Consider the following 14784-nt stretch of genomic DNA (forward strand, 5'->3'; position numbering starts at 1 on the left):
ATGAGCGTTCATGCCTTGGGCCGCCGCTGGCTTGCCAGACATTCCGTGGCGTCTTCCGATCAGCGTAGCGCAATGCTGCTGCTGACGCCGATGATGCTGGTGCTGCTCGCAGTCGCCGTGTTTCCGGTCCTTTACTCGTTCTGGACGAGCCTGTTCGACATTCATTTGACGCGCATGAACAGGGTGTCGTTCGTCGGCCTGGGCAACTACATCCAGACCTTTCGCGATCCGATGTTCTGGGCTGCGGTCGAGCGCACCGCATGGTTCACCGTCGTGTCGGTCCTTGCGATCATGATCATTGCGACGCTGATGGCGCTATTGCTGAATCAGGAGTTTCGCGGCCGGCGCATCCTGTCGACCGCCCTGCTGATTCCATGGGCCATTCCCTATGTGGTCGACGGTCTGATGTGGAAGTGGATCTACGACTCAGGGTACGGTGCGCTCAACGGACTGCTATTGCAGCTTGGCGTGATCGGCCAGTACATGGTATGGCTGGGCGACACGCACAAGACGCTGGCGTTGATCTCCAACGCATTCGTGTGGAAGGAAGTGCCGCTCGCGACCATTCTGCTGCTTGTGACGATGAAGTCCATTCCGTCGGACCTTTACGCGGCGGCGAGAGTGGACGGCGCCAACGTGTGGAGCCGATTCGTGCACGTGACGCTGCCGGCGATGCGTCCCGGCTTCATGCTCGTGATGATCTACGAAGCGATGATGGCGGTCCGGCACTTCGACCTCTTCTTCATTCTGACGGAGGGCGGCCCGGCCGACGCGTCTCATGTGCTCTCCTGGCACATCTACGTCGAGACGTTCCGCAACCTGTCGTTCGGCACCGGTGCGGCGGTCGCGTATGTGCTCGCGCTCGCCACGTTTGCGATGTCGTACGCGATCATTCGTCTACTCGGCAAGAGGCTTTAAGCGATGTCTTCTTCTGTTGTGAAGCGCCTTGCGCTGCTGGCCGGTTCAATCGTGATGTTGCTGTATGTGCTGGCACCGGTTGCGTGGCTGCTGTCGTCCTCGTTGCAGCGCGAAGCGGATATCACGTCCATTCCGCCACACTGGATTCCCCATCCGCCGACGCTGTCCAGCTTCAAGGCGATCGTCGCGGCAAGCACCGGCACGGCGTCGGACGACGGCAACGCCGCATTCGTTCCGTCCACCGCGCAGTATCTGTTGCCGGCGCTGCGCAATAGCCTCGAGGTCGCCGCTGCGGTGGTGCTGCTGAATCTGCTCGTCAGCGTTCCCGCCGCTTATGCGATGGCGAAGATCCGGTATATCGGCCGCGATCTGTCGGTGTATTTCATGCTGGCTACCCGCGTGATTCCCGATATCGCACTCGTCGTGCCGTTCTTTCTGTTCGTGCGCAAGCTCGGCCTGCTCGACAGCGTCGGGTCGCTGATCATCACTTATCTGGCGATCACGGTGCCGTTCAGCGTCTTCATGTTGCTTAGTTATTTCGAATCGCTACCCGACGAGCTCGACAAGGCGGCTCGGGTCGATGGCTGCTCGCGGATTCAGGCTTTGCTGAAGGTGTTTTTGCCACTCGCGGTGCCATCGCTCGTCGCCGTCATCATGTTCACGTTCCTGACTAGCTGGAACGAGTTCCTGTTCGCCTTGATGTTTACGCAGACCGCCGCGTCGCAGACCGTCCCGATCATCGTTGCGTCTTTCACGTCGGATTTCACGACGAGCTTTTCGTTCATCAACGCAGCGGGCGTGGTCGCGATCGTGCCGCCTGTGATCATCGCCGTGGTGTTCGAGCGTTACATCGTGTCTGGTCTGACTGCCGGCGCGGTAAAGGGATAAAGGGAAAGATCATGGCTCAAATCGAATTTCAGCAGGTGGGCAAGCGATATGCGAACGGACATGTCGCATTGGACAACCTGAATCTGCAGATCAGGGACAAGGAGTTTCTCGTTCTGCTCGGACCGTCCGGCTGCGGCAAGTCGACGACGCTCAACATGATCGCGGGACTGGAAGAGGTCACGCAGGGCAGCTTGCGGTTCGACGACGTCGAAGTCAACGGCTTGCCGGCGCACCGGCGCGACGTGGCGATGGTGTTTCAAAGCTACGCGCTCTACCCGCACAAGAACGTGTACGACAACATCGCCTTCGGCCTGCGGATGCGCAAATATCCGCAACAGGAGATCGATGCGCGGGTGCGCGCGGCCGCGCAGTCGCTCGAAATCGCGCATCTGCTGGACCGGCGGCCCGGGCAACTGTCGGGCGGGCAGCGCCAGCGCGTCGCGCTCGGCCGCGCCATGGTGCGCCAGCCCGCGGTCTTTCTGATGGACGAACCGCTGTCGAACCTCGACGCGGCGCTGCGTGTATCGATGCGCGCGAGCATCAAGGCATTGCATCAGTCGATGCAGACGACTTTCGTGTACGTGACGCACGATCAGGCCGAAGCGCTGACGCTCGCCGACCGCATCGTCGTGATGCGCCAGGGCGTCGTGCAGCAGATCGGCTCGCCCGATGATATCTACGAGCGGCCAGCCAATAAGTTCGTCGCCAATTTTCTCGGCAGCCCGCCGATCAACTTTATCGATGGCGTCCTCACGCAAGGCGACCATGGTTTGCATTTTCGCAGAGGTGATTTTTCGCTCGCCCTCGATGACGAGACGCGGCGCCTCCTCGCGGGATGCAGCGGCCGGGCCGTGTCGGCCGGCATTCGTGCCGAGGACATCGACGAGCATGACGACTCGACCGATTGTTCGCTGACAGGCGACATCGCCTCGTTGCTGCCGGTAGGCTCCGATCAGTTTATCGGCCTGCAATGTCTGGGGCAGTCAATGTTTTTTCGTGTCGGCAAGGAGCGTTCCTGCAAGGTCGGTGAACGCGTGACCCTGTCGATCAACCGCCGCCGTCTGCACCTTTTCGATCAGGCGAGCGGCGTGAACCTGAAGGTGCAGAACGCATGAAACCCGCGGTATTTTCGTATCACCGGCCTCGCACGCTTGAAGAGGCGCTGTCGCTGCTCGCGCTGCACGGCTTCGACGCCAAAGTCATCGCGGGAGGGCAAAGCCTCGCGCCGATGATGAACATGCGCTTTGCGCAGCCGGCACACCTGATCGACCTCAACGCATTGCCGCAACTCAGCGGTGTGACGCTTGCGGGTGAGTTGCTCTCCATTGGCGCGATGACGCGCCATCACGAGGTGGCCGTCAGCGGCACGGTGCGCGCCGTTTGCCCGCTGCTCGCGGAAGCGGCGGCGACCATTGGGCACTACGCGATTCGCCAGCGCGGCACGCTTGGGGGCAGCCTTGCGCATGCGGACCCTGCTGCGCAAATGCCGCTCATTGCAAGCACGCTGGGTGCGAGCATCGAGATTGCCGGACCGGACGGCAGCCGCGAGATGCCGGCCACGGAGTTCCTGATTGCAGTGATGACGACCGATCTCGCCGCCGAAGAAATCATTCGAGCGGTGCATTTCCCGGTTGCACGCCCGGGCGAGCGGCACGCATTTGAAATCTTTAGCAGGCGGCACGGCGACTTCGCGATTGCTGCTTGCGCACTGACCGTCATGCTCCACGGCAACAGATTTGCCAGCCTGCGCATTGGACTCGGCGGCGTGGCGGACACTCCGCTTGTGCTGGACGAACTCGCTGCGGGCTTCGTCGGCGCTCCGGTGGATGCGCCGACGCTTGCTGCAATCGCCGACGCGGTGGCTGGCGCTATCGATCCATACGATCAACCGGACATCAGCGCCGCTTACCGGCGCGATCTCGTCAAGGCGCTCACGGCGCGAGCGTTGCGACGCGTGACGCATTCGGCCAACACGACCGCCCATTGAGCCATGGAAAAGAGAACAATTTATCTCGATGTGAACGGTAGCCGTCACGAAGTGCACTGCGAGCCTCGCAAGCTCCTTTCCGATGTGCTTCGTGAAGACTGCCGTCTGACCGGCACGCACGTCGGCTGCGAGCACGGTGTATGTGGCGCATGCACCGTGCTGATCGACGGCCGTCCGGCGCGCTCGTGCCTTGCGTACGCCGTTCAGATGGACGAAGTGCGGATTACCACGATCGAAGCTGTCGCGCAGGATGGCCGCCTCTCGCCGCTGCAGCAGGCGCTGCATGAGTGTCATGGCCTGCAGTGCGGCTTTTGCACGCCGGGCATCGTGATGACCTTCGAGGCCTATCTGCGCGAGCACCCGAGCCCATCCGAGTCCGAGGTGCGCGAGGCGCTTTCCGGCAACCTGTGCCGCTGCACGGGGTACCAGAACATCGTCCGGGCGATCCTGCGCGCGGCCGCGCGGATGCGGGGGGAGAGCGCCGATGTCTGAGCAGACGTTTCGCTACCTCAACAAGGCGGTGCCGCGCACCGAGGACTATCGCCTGCTGACGGGCTATGGCCGGTATCTCGACGATATCGAAATCGCGGGCGCCCTGCACGTGAGCTTCGTGCGCTCGCCCCATGCGCATGCGCGGATCGTCTCGGTAGATACCGCCGCGGCTATCGGCATGCCTGGCGTCGTGACCATCGTTACCGGACGGGAGCTGGCTCAGTGGACCACGCCGATGCGTGTCGCTGCGCCGGTCGAGGGCTTGTTGCCGGTCGAGTTCGCGACGATGCCGACCGACGTCGTGCGCTTTCAGGGCGATCTGGTCGCGTGTGTGGTTGCGACCGACCGGTACCTCGCAGAAGACGCGGCTGAGCAGGTCATAGTCGAGTTCGAGCCGCTGCCTGTGGTGACCGATATGTGGCAAGCACTCGAAGCCCATGCCGCGCAAGTCGACCCAGGCGTGCCCGGCAACCTGGTGTCGCACCAGCGCTACTCGAACGGCGACCCGCAGAGCGTCGCCCAGCGAGCTTACCGCGTGGTCGAATCGACCTTCCAGCAGCAGCGGCAGACCCATGTGCCCATCGAAACACGCGGTTGCGCAGCAGTCTGGGACGCCGGGCGCCACCACCTGACGTTTCACATCGGAACCCAGGTGCCGCATCCTTTGCGCACTCAGCTCGCGCAACGGCTCAGACTCAGCGAGTCGCAGGTGACGGTGATTTCGCCTGACGTCGGCGGTTCGTTCGGTCAAAAAATCGCCTTGTACCGCGAGGAGCTGACCGTTGCCGCACTCGCACGTCATTTGAAGCGACCGGTGCGCTGGCGCGAAGACCGTCTCGAGAATCTGACCGCAGCGGCCAATTCCCGTGAAGACTTCTGCCGCACGCGCGCTTCGGTGGATGAGCACGGCACGCTGCTCGCGCTCGATCTGGAGATCCGCGAAGACTTCGGCGCGTATTGCTTCTTTCCGGCGAACTACCTCGCGCGCGTCGTCGCAATGGTGTTGAGTGGACCGTACCGGCTGCAGCACTACGCTTTCGACGTGAAGGTCGTGCTCAGTCACAAATGTGGCAATGCACCCATGCGCGCGCCGATGTCCATCACCAGCTGGGTCATGGAAGGCACGATGGAAGCGATTGCGCGCGAGCTGAAGCTGGATCCGGTCGAAGTGCGCCGCCGCAACCTGTTGACGCCGGAGGAACTGCCGTACCGCACCGCCACCGGCGAATTGCTGGCCGACATTACGCCGTCGCAGACCTTTGAGGCGGTGCTGGCGGCCTTCGACTACGACGCTTTTCGCGCGCGTCAGCAGGCGGCGCGGGCAGCCGGCCGCTATCTCGGGCTTGGCCTGTGCAACGTGGTGGAGCCGACGACGTACGGTTCGCGCTTTTATAAATCGGCCGGCATTCCGGGCTCGGGACACGAGGCCAGCTGGATTCGGATCGAGCCGAGTGGTGTCGTGAACGCGTCGGTGGGGCTCGGCCCCAGCGGGCAGGGCTATGAAAGCGCGATGGCCAATGCGGTGGCCGAAGGCCTGGGTGTGGACCCGTCGAGCGTGCGTATCCATCTGGGCCACACCGATATCGCGCCATACGGAATGGGCAGCCGCGGCGCCCGCAGCGGCACAGCGGGCGGCGGCGCGCTTTATTTATGCGCACTCGATGCGCGCCGCAAGGTGCTCGCCATTGCCGCCGGTTGTCTCGACCTGCCCGACAGCGACTCGCTTCGCCTTGTCGACGCGCGCATCGAGCGCCGCAGCGGCGACGCGTGGGTCGAGACAGGTCTAACGCTCGCCGACGTGGCGCGGCGCGCCTATATGGATCCAACTTCGTTGCCCCAAGGCCTCACGCCCGGCCTCGAGTTTCATTTGACCTATGATCCGCCGCCGATGACCTACTCGAATTCGACGCACGGATGCGAGATCGAGCTGGACGTGGCCACCGGCGCGATCCATATCGCGCGCTACGTGATCGCCGAAGACTGCGGCACGCTGCTCAATCCCACCGTGGTGACAGGGCAGCAACACGGCGCAGTGGCGATGGGACTGTCCGGCGCGTTGTTCGAGCATACGCGCTACGACGAAACGGGACAGAACGTGAGCGGCTCGCTGGCCGACTACCTGATCGCCACTTCGACCGAACTACCCAATTTCGAGATCATTCCGTTGCATACGCCTAGCCGCGCGACGGCGGCGGGCATCAAGGGGATGGCCGAAGGCGGCGTGATGGGCGCGCTCGGCGCCTTGACCAATGCCGTCAACGACGCGCTGGCGCCATTCGGCGTGGTGGCGGACCGTCACCCTTTGACTCCCATGCTGTTGCGCGACCTGCTGCGCGACAAACTCTGACCGGATCAAACAATCATGAATCAATCTGCAAGCAAACCCGCCGTCGGCTTTGTCGGCCTCGGCATCATGGGCGCCTCGATGGCGGCGCGGCTCGCCGCAGCCGGCTATCCGTTACACGTCTATAACCGCACGCGTGCGAAGGCCGAGCCGCTCATCGAAGCGGGCGCGAGCTGGCACGCCACGCCAAAGGCGCTCGCTGAAGCATCCGACGTGGTCATCTCGATCGTCGGCATGCCGGACGACGTGCGTGCGCTGTATCTCGGCGACGACGGTCTGATCGCGAACGCGCGGCGCGATGCCGTGCTGATCGACATGACGACTTCGAGTCCGCAACTGGCCGAGGAGCTGGCCGCGCAAGCCGCGGTTCGCGGCGTGCAGATGCTGGACGCGCCGGTTTCGGGCGGCGATGTCGGCGCGCGCGAGGGGCGGCTGTCCATCATGGTGGGCGGCGCGGCCGATGTGCTCGCGCGCGTCGAGCCGATGCTGCGCTGCCTCGGCACGAACATCGTGCTGCAAGGCGGACCGGGCTCGGGTCAGCACACCAAGCTGTGCAATCAGATCGTGATCGCATCGACGATGATGGGCGTGTGCGAGGGCCTCGCGTATGCGCACAGCGCGGGACTGGATCCGCAGACCGTCCTGAGCGCGATCGGCGGCGGCGCGGCTGGCGGCTTCCAGTTGAACAACCTGGGGCCGCGCATCGCGAAAGGCGATTTCGCGCCTGGCTTTTTTATCGAGCATTTCATCAAGGACATGCGGATTGCGCATGAGGAAGCCGCTCACATGGGACGTGAGTTGCCGGGTCTTGAACTGGTGCGCAGTCTTTATCAGAAGCTCGCCGAGCAAGGCTTCACGCGTAACGGCACTCAGGCGCTCTTCAAACTCTACGAGCGCTGAGGAATGGCGATGAAGTTGGCTGATCAATGCATCCTCCCGGCACGACCCGAGACCGTATGGCGTGCGCTGAACGATCCTGCCGTGCTCGAGGCGTGTCTGCCCGGGTGTAAATCGCTCGCGATGCTGGACGAGCGGCATTTCGAGTCGACCGTGCAGATTCGCGTCGGCCCGGTGGCCGCGACCTTCAAAAGCAATGTGGAGCTGTCGGATCTCGATCCACCCAGGGCCTACACGATCGTCGGCACGGGCAATGCGGGCGCAGTCGGCTTTGCCAGGGTCACCGCGCGCGTGCAACTCGAACCGCAAGCCGAGACGACCGTGCTCGCATACGACGCGGATGTCGAAATCGGTGGAAAGCTGATGAGCGTGGGGTCCCGGCTGATTCAGTCCGCGGCGGGCAAGAATCTCGACGCCTTCTTCGGCGCGCTGAAGGCGCACATCGAAAAGGAGGCGGCGCCTGCGAACGCTGTGCCAGATATCGAGCCGGCGCTGCCGGCTCGGCCGGACAACGTGCCACCGATCGGCGGCGTGCAATCTCAGCCGCACAGCGAGACGAAGCCGTTCACCGTCACAGCCAAACCCGGTCCGACACCCGGTCTGCGGGTCTGGCTGGTCGGTGCAGGTTCGGGTCTGGTCGGTTTGCTGGTTGGATTTTTGATTGGGCACGCGGGCTGACGGTCCGTGTCGCGCTGGCGGTGCCCGGTGAGCGTGCAGACCGGGCACCGTTCCGAAGCGTGAGCAGGCTCGGCGCCGCAATGCGTGAGCGCACTGCGCGTGGATCACATGCCGTTCCAGTGGCAACCTTGTTCGTTCTGTAGTTCAGCGTTTGATCAACTCCATTTTTCATTCGACGGGAATTTTCATGAGCAGAAAAATAGTTGTCCTAATGGCATTGACCTGCCTTGCAGAGGCGGCTCGCGCACAAAGCAGCGTGACCCTCTACGGCGTCGCCGACGATGGCATTACCTACACCAACAATCAGGGCGGACATGCCAATTACCAGACCTTCAGCGGTGGGATGGGCGGCAGCAAGTTCGGCCTGCTGGGCAGCGAGGATCTAGGTGGCGGCACGAGCGCAATCTTCCAGCTCGAGAGCGGCTATGACGTGAATAGCGGCAAGCTCGGCTATAACGGCCGGCTGTTCGGCCGTCAGGCATATGTGGGTTTGTCCGGCAACTACGGCAGCGTGCGCCTCGGGCGGCAGTATGACTTCATGGTGACCAACCTGCAGCCGCTGACCTCTTCGCTGGCGTTCGGCGGCTCGCTGTCGGCGCATGCGGGCGATGTGGACGGAATCTGGGGCACGTATCCCGTCAATAACACGGTCAAGTACGTGAGCCCGACGTATCACGGCGTCACGGCGGGCGCGCTCTATAGCTTTGGCGGCGTGGCCGGCTCGGTCGGCGCGTCGCGGCAGTACGGCTTCGGCCTGAGCTATGCGAACGGCCCGCTGAAGCTGGCGGCCGCCTATCTCTATGTGAACAACCCGGCGGTGACGCGATTTGACGGCGCCACGGGGGCGACAGCGGGCCAGGCGTTCACGAATCCCGTAACGACACCGATTTATAGCGGCTACGCCACCGCGCACAGCATGCAGACGCTCGGTGTGGGCGGCAACTATCAGTTCGGCACCACAACGCTGGGGGCGCTTTACACCAACACGCGCTTCAGCAACGCAGTAGCGACCAGCAGCACCACGTTCCAGGGGGCCGCGACACTCGACTCGTACGAGGCGTTCGTCAGCCACCGCTTTACACCTGCTGTCATGGGGGGTCTGACTTACAACTACACGTCGTCACCGCATGCGCACTACAACCAGCTGGCGGCGGGCTCGCAGTACCTGTTTTCGAAGCGTACGTTCACCTACCTGATCGTTGCCTGGCAACGCGCCAGCGGCGTTGATTCGACGGGACACGCAGCGGTAGCCGATCTGACCTATCTGTCACCTTCGTCGACGCCGAATCAGGTCGCGCTGCGCGTGGGCATACGGCACAGCTTTTGATTTGCGGTGGAGTGCAGGTCTGCCTGGCCGCGTGACGGTGTGCTCGGGCGGACGTCGTTTTGTGAATGTCTGAATGACAACAGGAGGCAATCATGCTGGTTGAAATGCGTGCATACCAGATTACGGCAGGAAAGGTGGGCGAGTTTCTGCAAATTTACGAGCGCGAGGGGCTGGAGATCATCAGTCGGTACGCACGGCTCAAGGGCTGCTGGACTAAAGACTCGGGGACGTTGAATTCGGTCGTGTTCTGCTGGAGCTATGACGACTATGCGCACCGTGCCGCGCAGCGCGCGAAGCTCGCCGCCGATCCGCATTGGCAAGCTTTCACGCCTCGCATCTTGCCGTACCTGGTGCATCAGGAATCAGTGTTCCTTTCGCCGGTGCCGTTTTGCCCGGCTGACTGAAGCAGCCGAGGTGGTGAATTCTTCTGACTGTCGGATGTGCAACGTTGCCTGTCGCGCCGCAGTCGGCCTGTGCTTGTGTGCATTTGAGGTTCGATCTGTTTTTCAGATCCCAAGGTAACGGTCGTAACTGATCTGAGCGGCATCTGGTTTCGATCCGGGCAACCGTCTATTCCGGTTTGAGACGACCGGTCATTTGAATGTAAGGAAGAGAGATTCAATGCAGAACTTTACGTTTCACAACCCCACACGAATCATTTTCGGCGAAGGCCAGATTGCCGCACTCGATGCTCACGTCCCACCGAACGCACGGGTGCTGATTACGTACGGCGGTGGCAGTATCAAGAGCAACGGTGTGCTCGCGCAAGTGCAGGCGGCGCTCGGTGAGCGCGCGTGGCACGTGTTCGGCGGCATCGAGCCGAATCCCACTTACGAAACGCTGATGGAGGCGGTTGCGCTCGCGCGTGAGAAGAACATCGACTTTTTGCTGGCGGTGGGCGGCGGCTCGGTGATCGACGGGACGAAGTTCATTGCGGCGGCGATGAAGTTCGACGGCGAGCCGTGGGACATTCTGGCCAGGCAGGCCCCGGTGCGCGATGCGGTGCCGTTCGGCTGCGTGCTGACGCTACCCGCGACCGGTTCGGAAATGAACAATGGCAGCGTCATCAGCTACCGCGCGAAGGGCGACAAGCTGTTTTTCACGAGCGACGCGACCTATCCGCTCTTCTCGGTACTCGATCCGACGACGACCTATTCGTTGCCGCCGCGGCAGATTGCCAACGGTGTCGTCGATGCGTTCGTTCATATCGTCGAGCAGTATCTGACCTATCCGGTGGACGCGCGAGTACAGGACCGTTTCGCCGAAGGCCTGCTGATCACGCTGACCGAAGTCGGCCCACAAGCGCTTGCCGAGCCGCACAACTATGCGGTGCGAGCCAACCTGATGTGGACCGCGACGTTGGCGCTAAACGGCCTGATCGGCGCCGGCGTGCCGCAGGACTGGGCGACCCACATGCTCGGCCACGAGATCACGGCGCTCCACGGACTCGATCACGCACAGACGCTCGCCATCGTGCTGCCGGCCATGCTGAGCGTGCGCCGCGAGTCGAAGCGCGCGAAGTTGCTGCAGTACGCCGAGCGCGTCTGGAACATCACAGCGGGCAGCGAGGACGAGCGTATCAGTGCGGCGATTACGGCGACCCGCGTGTTCTTCGAACGTATGTCGGTGGGTACCCGCTTGCGCGACTACCGGATTGGCGGACAGTCCATCGCGACGCTGATCGCGAAGCTCGACGAGCACGGGATGACGGCATTGGGCGAACGCGGCGACGTGACGCTCGACGTGAGCCGTCAGGTCTATCAATTCGCAGTCTGAACGGGCCGCGCATTCGCGCGGCTGATCATCTGGAGTGTCACTATGAAAATTGGATTTGTAGGACTGGGCGCGATGGGCGCCGCGATTGCGAAGAACCTGATCGACGCCGGGCATGACGTGCAGGTTTTCAACCGGAGTCCGGCACGCGCCGAACCGTTGCGCGAAGCCGGGGCGCGCGTCGCGTCGAGTCCCGCGCAGGCGGCGCTCGGGGCCGACGTGGTGTTCACGATGTTGGCCGACGATGCCGCGCACGCCGCGGTCACGTTTGGCGAGGAGGGCATCGCCAGCACGCTGAAACCGGGGGCGCTGCACATCTCGATGAGCACGATCAGTGTTGCCACTGCGCAGGATCACGCAGCGAAGTATCGTGAAGCGGGTCTTGCCTTCGTGTCCGCGCCGGTGTTCGGCCGGCCCGATGCCGCGGCGGCGCGCAAGCTGTTCATCATGGCGGCCGGAGCGGACGAGCACCTCAAGGTCGCCGTGCCGCTTCTGGAAACGCTTGGGCAGTCGGTGGGCATTGTCGGCGAGGAGCCTTCGCAGGCCAATCTGGTGAAACTGATCGGCAACTTCATGCTGTCCGTGGTCATCGAAACGCTGGGCGAAGCCTGTGCCGTGGCGGGCAAGGCCGGCATCGATCCGATGCGTCTGGTGGAACTGTTGACGAGCGCAAGCTTCAACGCGCCGCCATACAAAATCTACGGTGCGCTGATTGCGTCGCAACAATTTCAGCCGCCTGGCTTCTCGTTGCCGCTCGGTCAAAAGGACAACCGCCTGATGCTGGCCGCCGCTGAGGCGCTTGGCGTTCCACTGCCGCTGGCAAGTCTCGTGCACGACCGGTTCCTGACGTTGCGCTCGCAAGGGCTCGGCGCTGAGCATGACTGGTCGGCGGTGGCGCTTTGCGCGCTGTCCGATGCCGGCATGAGCAACGCGCTTCGCGGCGGCTGAGCGCAATGGGCACGAATGCCGCTCGTGATGAGCGGCATTCGACGTCTCGAACCGCGCGCGAACCGGGACGTCGAGTACTCGCGGGCCCAGGGTACTATCCTGGGCTCAGCTACGGCCCATATTCGGCTCCGCCGTCGCATCACGCTCACGTCGTGGTCTCGCAGTGTCCTTGATCAACATCACGAACGCGCTTGTGGCAATCAGACAGAAGCCCATTACCAACAGTCCGGCGGAAAACGAGTTGGTCAGCGAGCGCGCGAAGCCGACGAAGTAAGGCCCTCCAAATGCCCCGATCATCCCGATACCGTTGATCATGCCGCTAATTCGGGCCGTCACTTCAGAGGGCACCAGTTCGGTGGCGATCGACCACAGTACCGGCTGCGATCCGTAAAGCGTCGCGCCAGCGATGACGAGCAGCGCCATGTTCGCGACAAACGGATTGGACTCAAAGGTTTCGCCGCCAACCAGAAGGGCCAGGCCGGAAATAGCCAGCGGTATCGCGGAAAAGAGCCGCCGGTCCAGTTTGCGGTCGGACCAGTAAGTCAGGATCGGCATGAGCACGATCGCGAATGCGTAGGGAATCGATGAGAGCCAGCCGATGTCCGTCGGCGAAAGCCCCGGCTGTTGATGAATCACGCTGGGCAGCCAGATCACAAAGCCGAGGAAGCCGGTGTTCCAAAGCAGGATCGCGGTTGCGAAAAGCCATACTGCCGGGCGCCGCAATTGCGAGCCGAAGGATACCGGTATGGGTGACGGCGCTTGCGATGCGTGCCGCCTGTTTTCCGAGTCGAGGCGTTCGATCAGTTGCGCGCGATCGGCGGCTTTCAACCACTTCGCGTTGCGCGGCGAATCGGCTACGCCCCACAACCACACCAGTACCCACACGAGCGGGAAAATGCCCTCGACGATGAACAACGTGCGCCAGTCGCCGAGCTTCAGGATGTAGCCGGCGATGGGGCCGCTCGCCATCGCGGCGAACGGGTAACACAGCTGCCAGATGCCATTTGCGCGAGCACGCTCGGAAGGCGCGAACCAGTTCCTGACGAACAGCAGGAAAGTCGGAAATATACCGCCTTCGAATACGCCGATCGCGAAACGAACCACGACCAGCTGCTGCGCATTGTGCACAAACCCCTGCGCCATTTCGATCGTTCCCCACAGCACCATCAGCACGGCGATCAGCGCCTTGCCGTAGCCCTTGTCGGCGATCCAGCCGCCCACGACCTGCGAAGTGCCATAGCCGATAAACAGCACACCCGACGCGAATCCGAGAATCGAGGCGGTCAGCCCGAGTTCCTTGCCCATCGTCGGAATCGCAAAGCCGATGTTGGTGCGATCCATGAACGCGATGACAAGCGTCATCATCATCACGGGCAGTAAGCGAAACCATCTTTGCTCCATCGTCTGTCTCCATCCATGTTTTGCGTGCATAGCGACAAGGCGGCAAGCAGCCCTGCGCGACAGCACGTGTTTGTCTTTGTATAGCTACGTGTTGCAAACGATCCTGGCACTGCATCGCGACGGTCTTGGCCGCCTCGGCATGCGAGGCACTGCACGAACCTCCGCTCTGGCAACCCAACAATCGAATCCGGTCTGGCACCGCCCTGAGCGTGCGGAGCCGGACCGTCCGTCTCACGTGTAGCGATGCGGCGCCGGTTGCCACTTCTTCCAGAAATCGGGATCGTGGCAGATCACCAGTTCACCGCCGAAGAACTCGCGCAGCAGGCGCAGCCGCGCGATCGATGCGATCGCGAGTTCGGTGTTGTGCGCATTGCCGGGCGGCGAGTCGGGTTCGAGGTTGGCCGGGCAGAACACCGCGTCGCCGGTCATGAACATGAGCGAGCCCGACGGCAGACGCACCATCAGCGATTGATGTCCCGGCGTATGGCCCGGCGTCGTGAGCACGGCCACGCCGGGCTTTATCACCTGATCGCCGCGCAACAGTTCATAGTCGATTTCACAATCGAAGTAGGCGCGCTCGTACGGTCGCGCGGCAAAGCTGTCCGGTTGATACGCAAAGCGATATTCCGAACTCTGCACGAGGAAGCGTGCATGAGGGAATAACAGGTTGCCGCCCGAGTGGTCCCAGTGGAAGTGGCTGTTGATGACAATCTTGACGTCCTCCGGCGTACGGCCGAGCTCGGCCAGCCGTGCGCGAATGTCGTCCTGTCGCTCATAGCGCGCGATCATTTCGGAAAAGCGCTTCATCGACAGACAGAGAGGGGGACGATCATCCCGTTCGCAGTCGTGCGGCAGAAGACCGGTATCGAACAGGATATGTTCGCCGTCCGTCATCTCGATCAATGCGCCGGTCACGGGAACCTCGACCCGCGTACCCATTCCGCGCCGCATCGTCAATGACGACTGGTCGTTGATGAGCGTGCCGAGGTTGAACAGCGCAACGCTTTTGACAAGCGTTCCGATGGTGCCGGATAGGGCGGCTGGCACAGTCATCGTCTCCTTCCTTTCAGGAATCGCCGAGTTCCCGGTCGAATCTCTCGTGGTCCATCAGTCATGCCAACTGATGGCGCT

At 62.7% G+C, this 14784-nt stretch carries 14 protein-coding genes; 12 read left to right on the forward strand and 2 right to left on the reverse strand.

What is annotated here, in order from left to right; all coding sequences use genetic code 11:
• The 12 genes from ACZ9H4_RS25950 to ACZ9H4_RS26005 all read left to right on the forward strand — a co-directional run bounded on the left by ACZ9H4_RS25950 (position 1) and on the right by ACZ9H4_RS26005 (position 12252).
• Complete coding sequence (locus tag ACZ9H4_RS25950; RefSeq protein WP_408147215.1) at positions 1-918, forward strand: carbohydrate ABC transporter permease; 918 nt, start codon at positions 1-3, stop codon at positions 916-918.
• Positions 919-921: 3 nt separating this feature from the next.
• Complete coding sequence (locus tag ACZ9H4_RS25955) at positions 922-1806, forward strand: carbohydrate ABC transporter permease (protein ID WP_408147217.1); 885 nt, start codon at positions 922-924, stop codon at positions 1804-1806.
• Positions 1807-1817: 11 nt separating this feature from the next.
• The gene (locus ACZ9H4_RS25960; RefSeq protein ID WP_408147219.1) at positions 1818-2921 is read left to right on the forward strand and encodes an ABC transporter ATP-binding protein; all 1104 of its coding nucleotides are present in this window, start codon (positions 1818-1820) and stop codon (positions 2919-2921) included.
• On the forward strand, positions 2918-3793 hold the full coding sequence (locus tag ACZ9H4_RS25965) for an FAD binding domain-containing protein (RefSeq protein WP_408147221.1): 876 nt from the start codon (positions 2918-2920) through the stop codon (positions 3791-3793). Before ACZ9H4_RS25960 ends, ACZ9H4_RS25965 begins: the two co-directional genes overlap by 4 nt.
• A gap of 3 nt (positions 3794-3796) precedes the next feature.
• Entirely contained in the window at positions 3797-4285 is a 489-nt protein-coding gene (locus tag ACZ9H4_RS25970; protein WP_408147223.1) for a (2Fe-2S)-binding protein, read from the forward strand.
• The gene (locus ACZ9H4_RS25975) at positions 4278-6632 is read left to right on the forward strand and encodes a xanthine dehydrogenase family protein molybdopterin-binding subunit (protein WP_408152292.1); all 2355 of its coding nucleotides are present in this window, start codon (positions 4278-4280) and stop codon (positions 6630-6632) included. Before ACZ9H4_RS25970 ends, ACZ9H4_RS25975 begins: the two co-directional genes overlap by 8 nt.
• A 15-nt stretch (positions 6633-6647) precedes the next feature.
• Positions 6648-7529 (forward strand): NAD(P)-dependent oxidoreductase, encoded by an 882-nt coding sequence (locus ACZ9H4_RS25980; protein ID WP_408147227.1) that lies wholly within the window; start codon positions 6648-6650, stop codon positions 7527-7529.
• 9 nt (positions 7530-7538) lie between these two features.
• Complete coding sequence (locus ACZ9H4_RS25985) at positions 7539-8204, forward strand: CoxG family protein (RefSeq protein WP_408152293.1); 666 nt, start codon at positions 7539-7541, stop codon at positions 8202-8204.
• A 187-nt stretch (positions 8205-8391) separates the two neighbouring features.
• Positions 8392-9531 carry a porin gene (locus tag ACZ9H4_RS25990; RefSeq protein WP_476121566.1) on the forward strand — a complete coding sequence of 380 codons (1140 nt, stop codon included), beginning with the start codon at positions 8392-8394 and terminating at the stop codon, positions 9529-9531.
• 92 nt (positions 9532-9623) lie between these two features.
• Positions 9624-9935 (forward strand): NIPSNAP family protein, encoded by a 312-nt coding sequence (locus ACZ9H4_RS25995; RefSeq protein WP_408152295.1) that lies wholly within the window; start codon positions 9624-9626, stop codon positions 9933-9935.
• Between the two features lie 217 nt (positions 9936-10152).
• Positions 10153-11307, forward strand: a complete 1155-nt coding sequence (yqhD, locus tag ACZ9H4_RS26000; RefSeq protein ID WP_476121568.1) for an alcohol dehydrogenase — start codon at positions 10153-10155, stop codon at positions 11305-11307.
• A gap of 42 nt (positions 11308-11349) precedes the next feature.
• The gene (locus ACZ9H4_RS26005; protein WP_408152297.1) at positions 11350-12252 is read left to right on the forward strand and encodes an NAD(P)-dependent oxidoreductase; all 903 of its coding nucleotides are present in this window, start codon (positions 11350-11352) and stop codon (positions 12250-12252) included.
• A 105-nt stretch (positions 12253-12357) separates the two neighbouring features.
• On the opposite strand, the gene ACZ9H4_RS26010 is transcribed toward ACZ9H4_RS26005, so the two are convergent.
• Both ACZ9H4_RS26010 and ACZ9H4_RS26015 read right to left on the reverse strand, forming a co-directional pair.
• Positions 12358-13653 (reverse strand): MFS transporter, encoded by a 1296-nt coding sequence (locus ACZ9H4_RS26010; RefSeq protein ID WP_408152298.1) that lies wholly within the window; start codon positions 13651-13653, stop codon positions 12358-12360.
• Positions 13654-13884: 231 nt separating this feature from the next.
• Complete coding sequence (locus tag ACZ9H4_RS26015; protein ID WP_408147241.1) at positions 13885-14706, reverse strand: N-acyl homoserine lactonase family protein; 822 nt, start codon at positions 14704-14706, stop codon at positions 13885-13887.
• Positions 14707-14784 lie beyond the last annotated feature (78 nt).

The organism is Paraburkholderia sp. TE9906 (assembly GCF_056279605.1).

Coding starts and splice junctions, on each gene's coding strand:
- ACZ9H4_RS25975 (WP_408152292.1), top strand. CDS start 4,278: ATGTCTGAGCAGACGTTTCGCTACCTCAACAAGGCGGTGCCGCGCACC.
- ACZ9H4_RS26010 (WP_408152298.1), bottom strand. CDS start 13,653: ATGGAGCAAAGATGGTTTCGCTTACTGCCCGTGATGATGATGACGCTT.
- ACZ9H4_RS26015 (WP_408147241.1), bottom strand. CDS start 14,706: ATGACTGTGCCAGCCGCCCTATCCGGCACCATCGGAACGCTTGTCAAA.
- ACZ9H4_RS25980 (WP_408147227.1), top strand. CDS start 6,648: ATGAATCAATCTGCAAGCAAACCCGCCGTCGGCTTTGTCGGCCTCGGC.
- ACZ9H4_RS25965 (WP_408147221.1), top strand. CDS start 2,918: ATGAAACCCGCGGTATTTTCGTATCACCGGCCTCGCACGCTTGAAGAG.
- ACZ9H4_RS25960 (WP_408147219.1), top strand. CDS start 1,818: ATGGCTCAAATCGAATTTCAGCAGGTGGGCAAGCGATATGCGAACGGA.
- ACZ9H4_RS25955 (WP_408147217.1), top strand. CDS start 922: ATGTCTTCTTCTGTTGTGAAGCGCCTTGCGCTGCTGGCCGGTTCAATC.
- ACZ9H4_RS25950 (WP_408147215.1), top strand. CDS start 1: ATGAGCGTTCATGCCTTGGGCCGCCGCTGGCTTGCCAGACATTCCGTG.
- yqhD (WP_476121568.1), top strand. CDS start 10,153: ATGCAGAACTTTACGTTTCACAACCCCACACGAATCATTTTCGGCGAA.
- ACZ9H4_RS26005 (WP_408152297.1), top strand. CDS start 11,350: ATGAAAATTGGATTTGTAGGACTGGGCGCGATGGGCGCCGCGATTGCG.
- ACZ9H4_RS25985 (WP_408152293.1), top strand. CDS start 7,539: ATGAAGTTGGCTGATCAATGCATCCTCCCGGCACGACCCGAGACCGTA.
- ACZ9H4_RS25995 (WP_408152295.1), top strand. CDS start 9,624: ATGCTGGTTGAAATGCGTGCATACCAGATTACGGCAGGAAAGGTGGGC.
- ACZ9H4_RS25990 (WP_476121566.1), top strand. CDS start 8,392: ATGAGCAGAAAAATAGTTGTCCTAATGGCATTGACCTGCCTTGCAGAG.
- ACZ9H4_RS25970 (WP_408147223.1), top strand. CDS start 3,797: ATGGAAAAGAGAACAATTTATCTCGATGTGAACGGTAGCCGTCACGAA.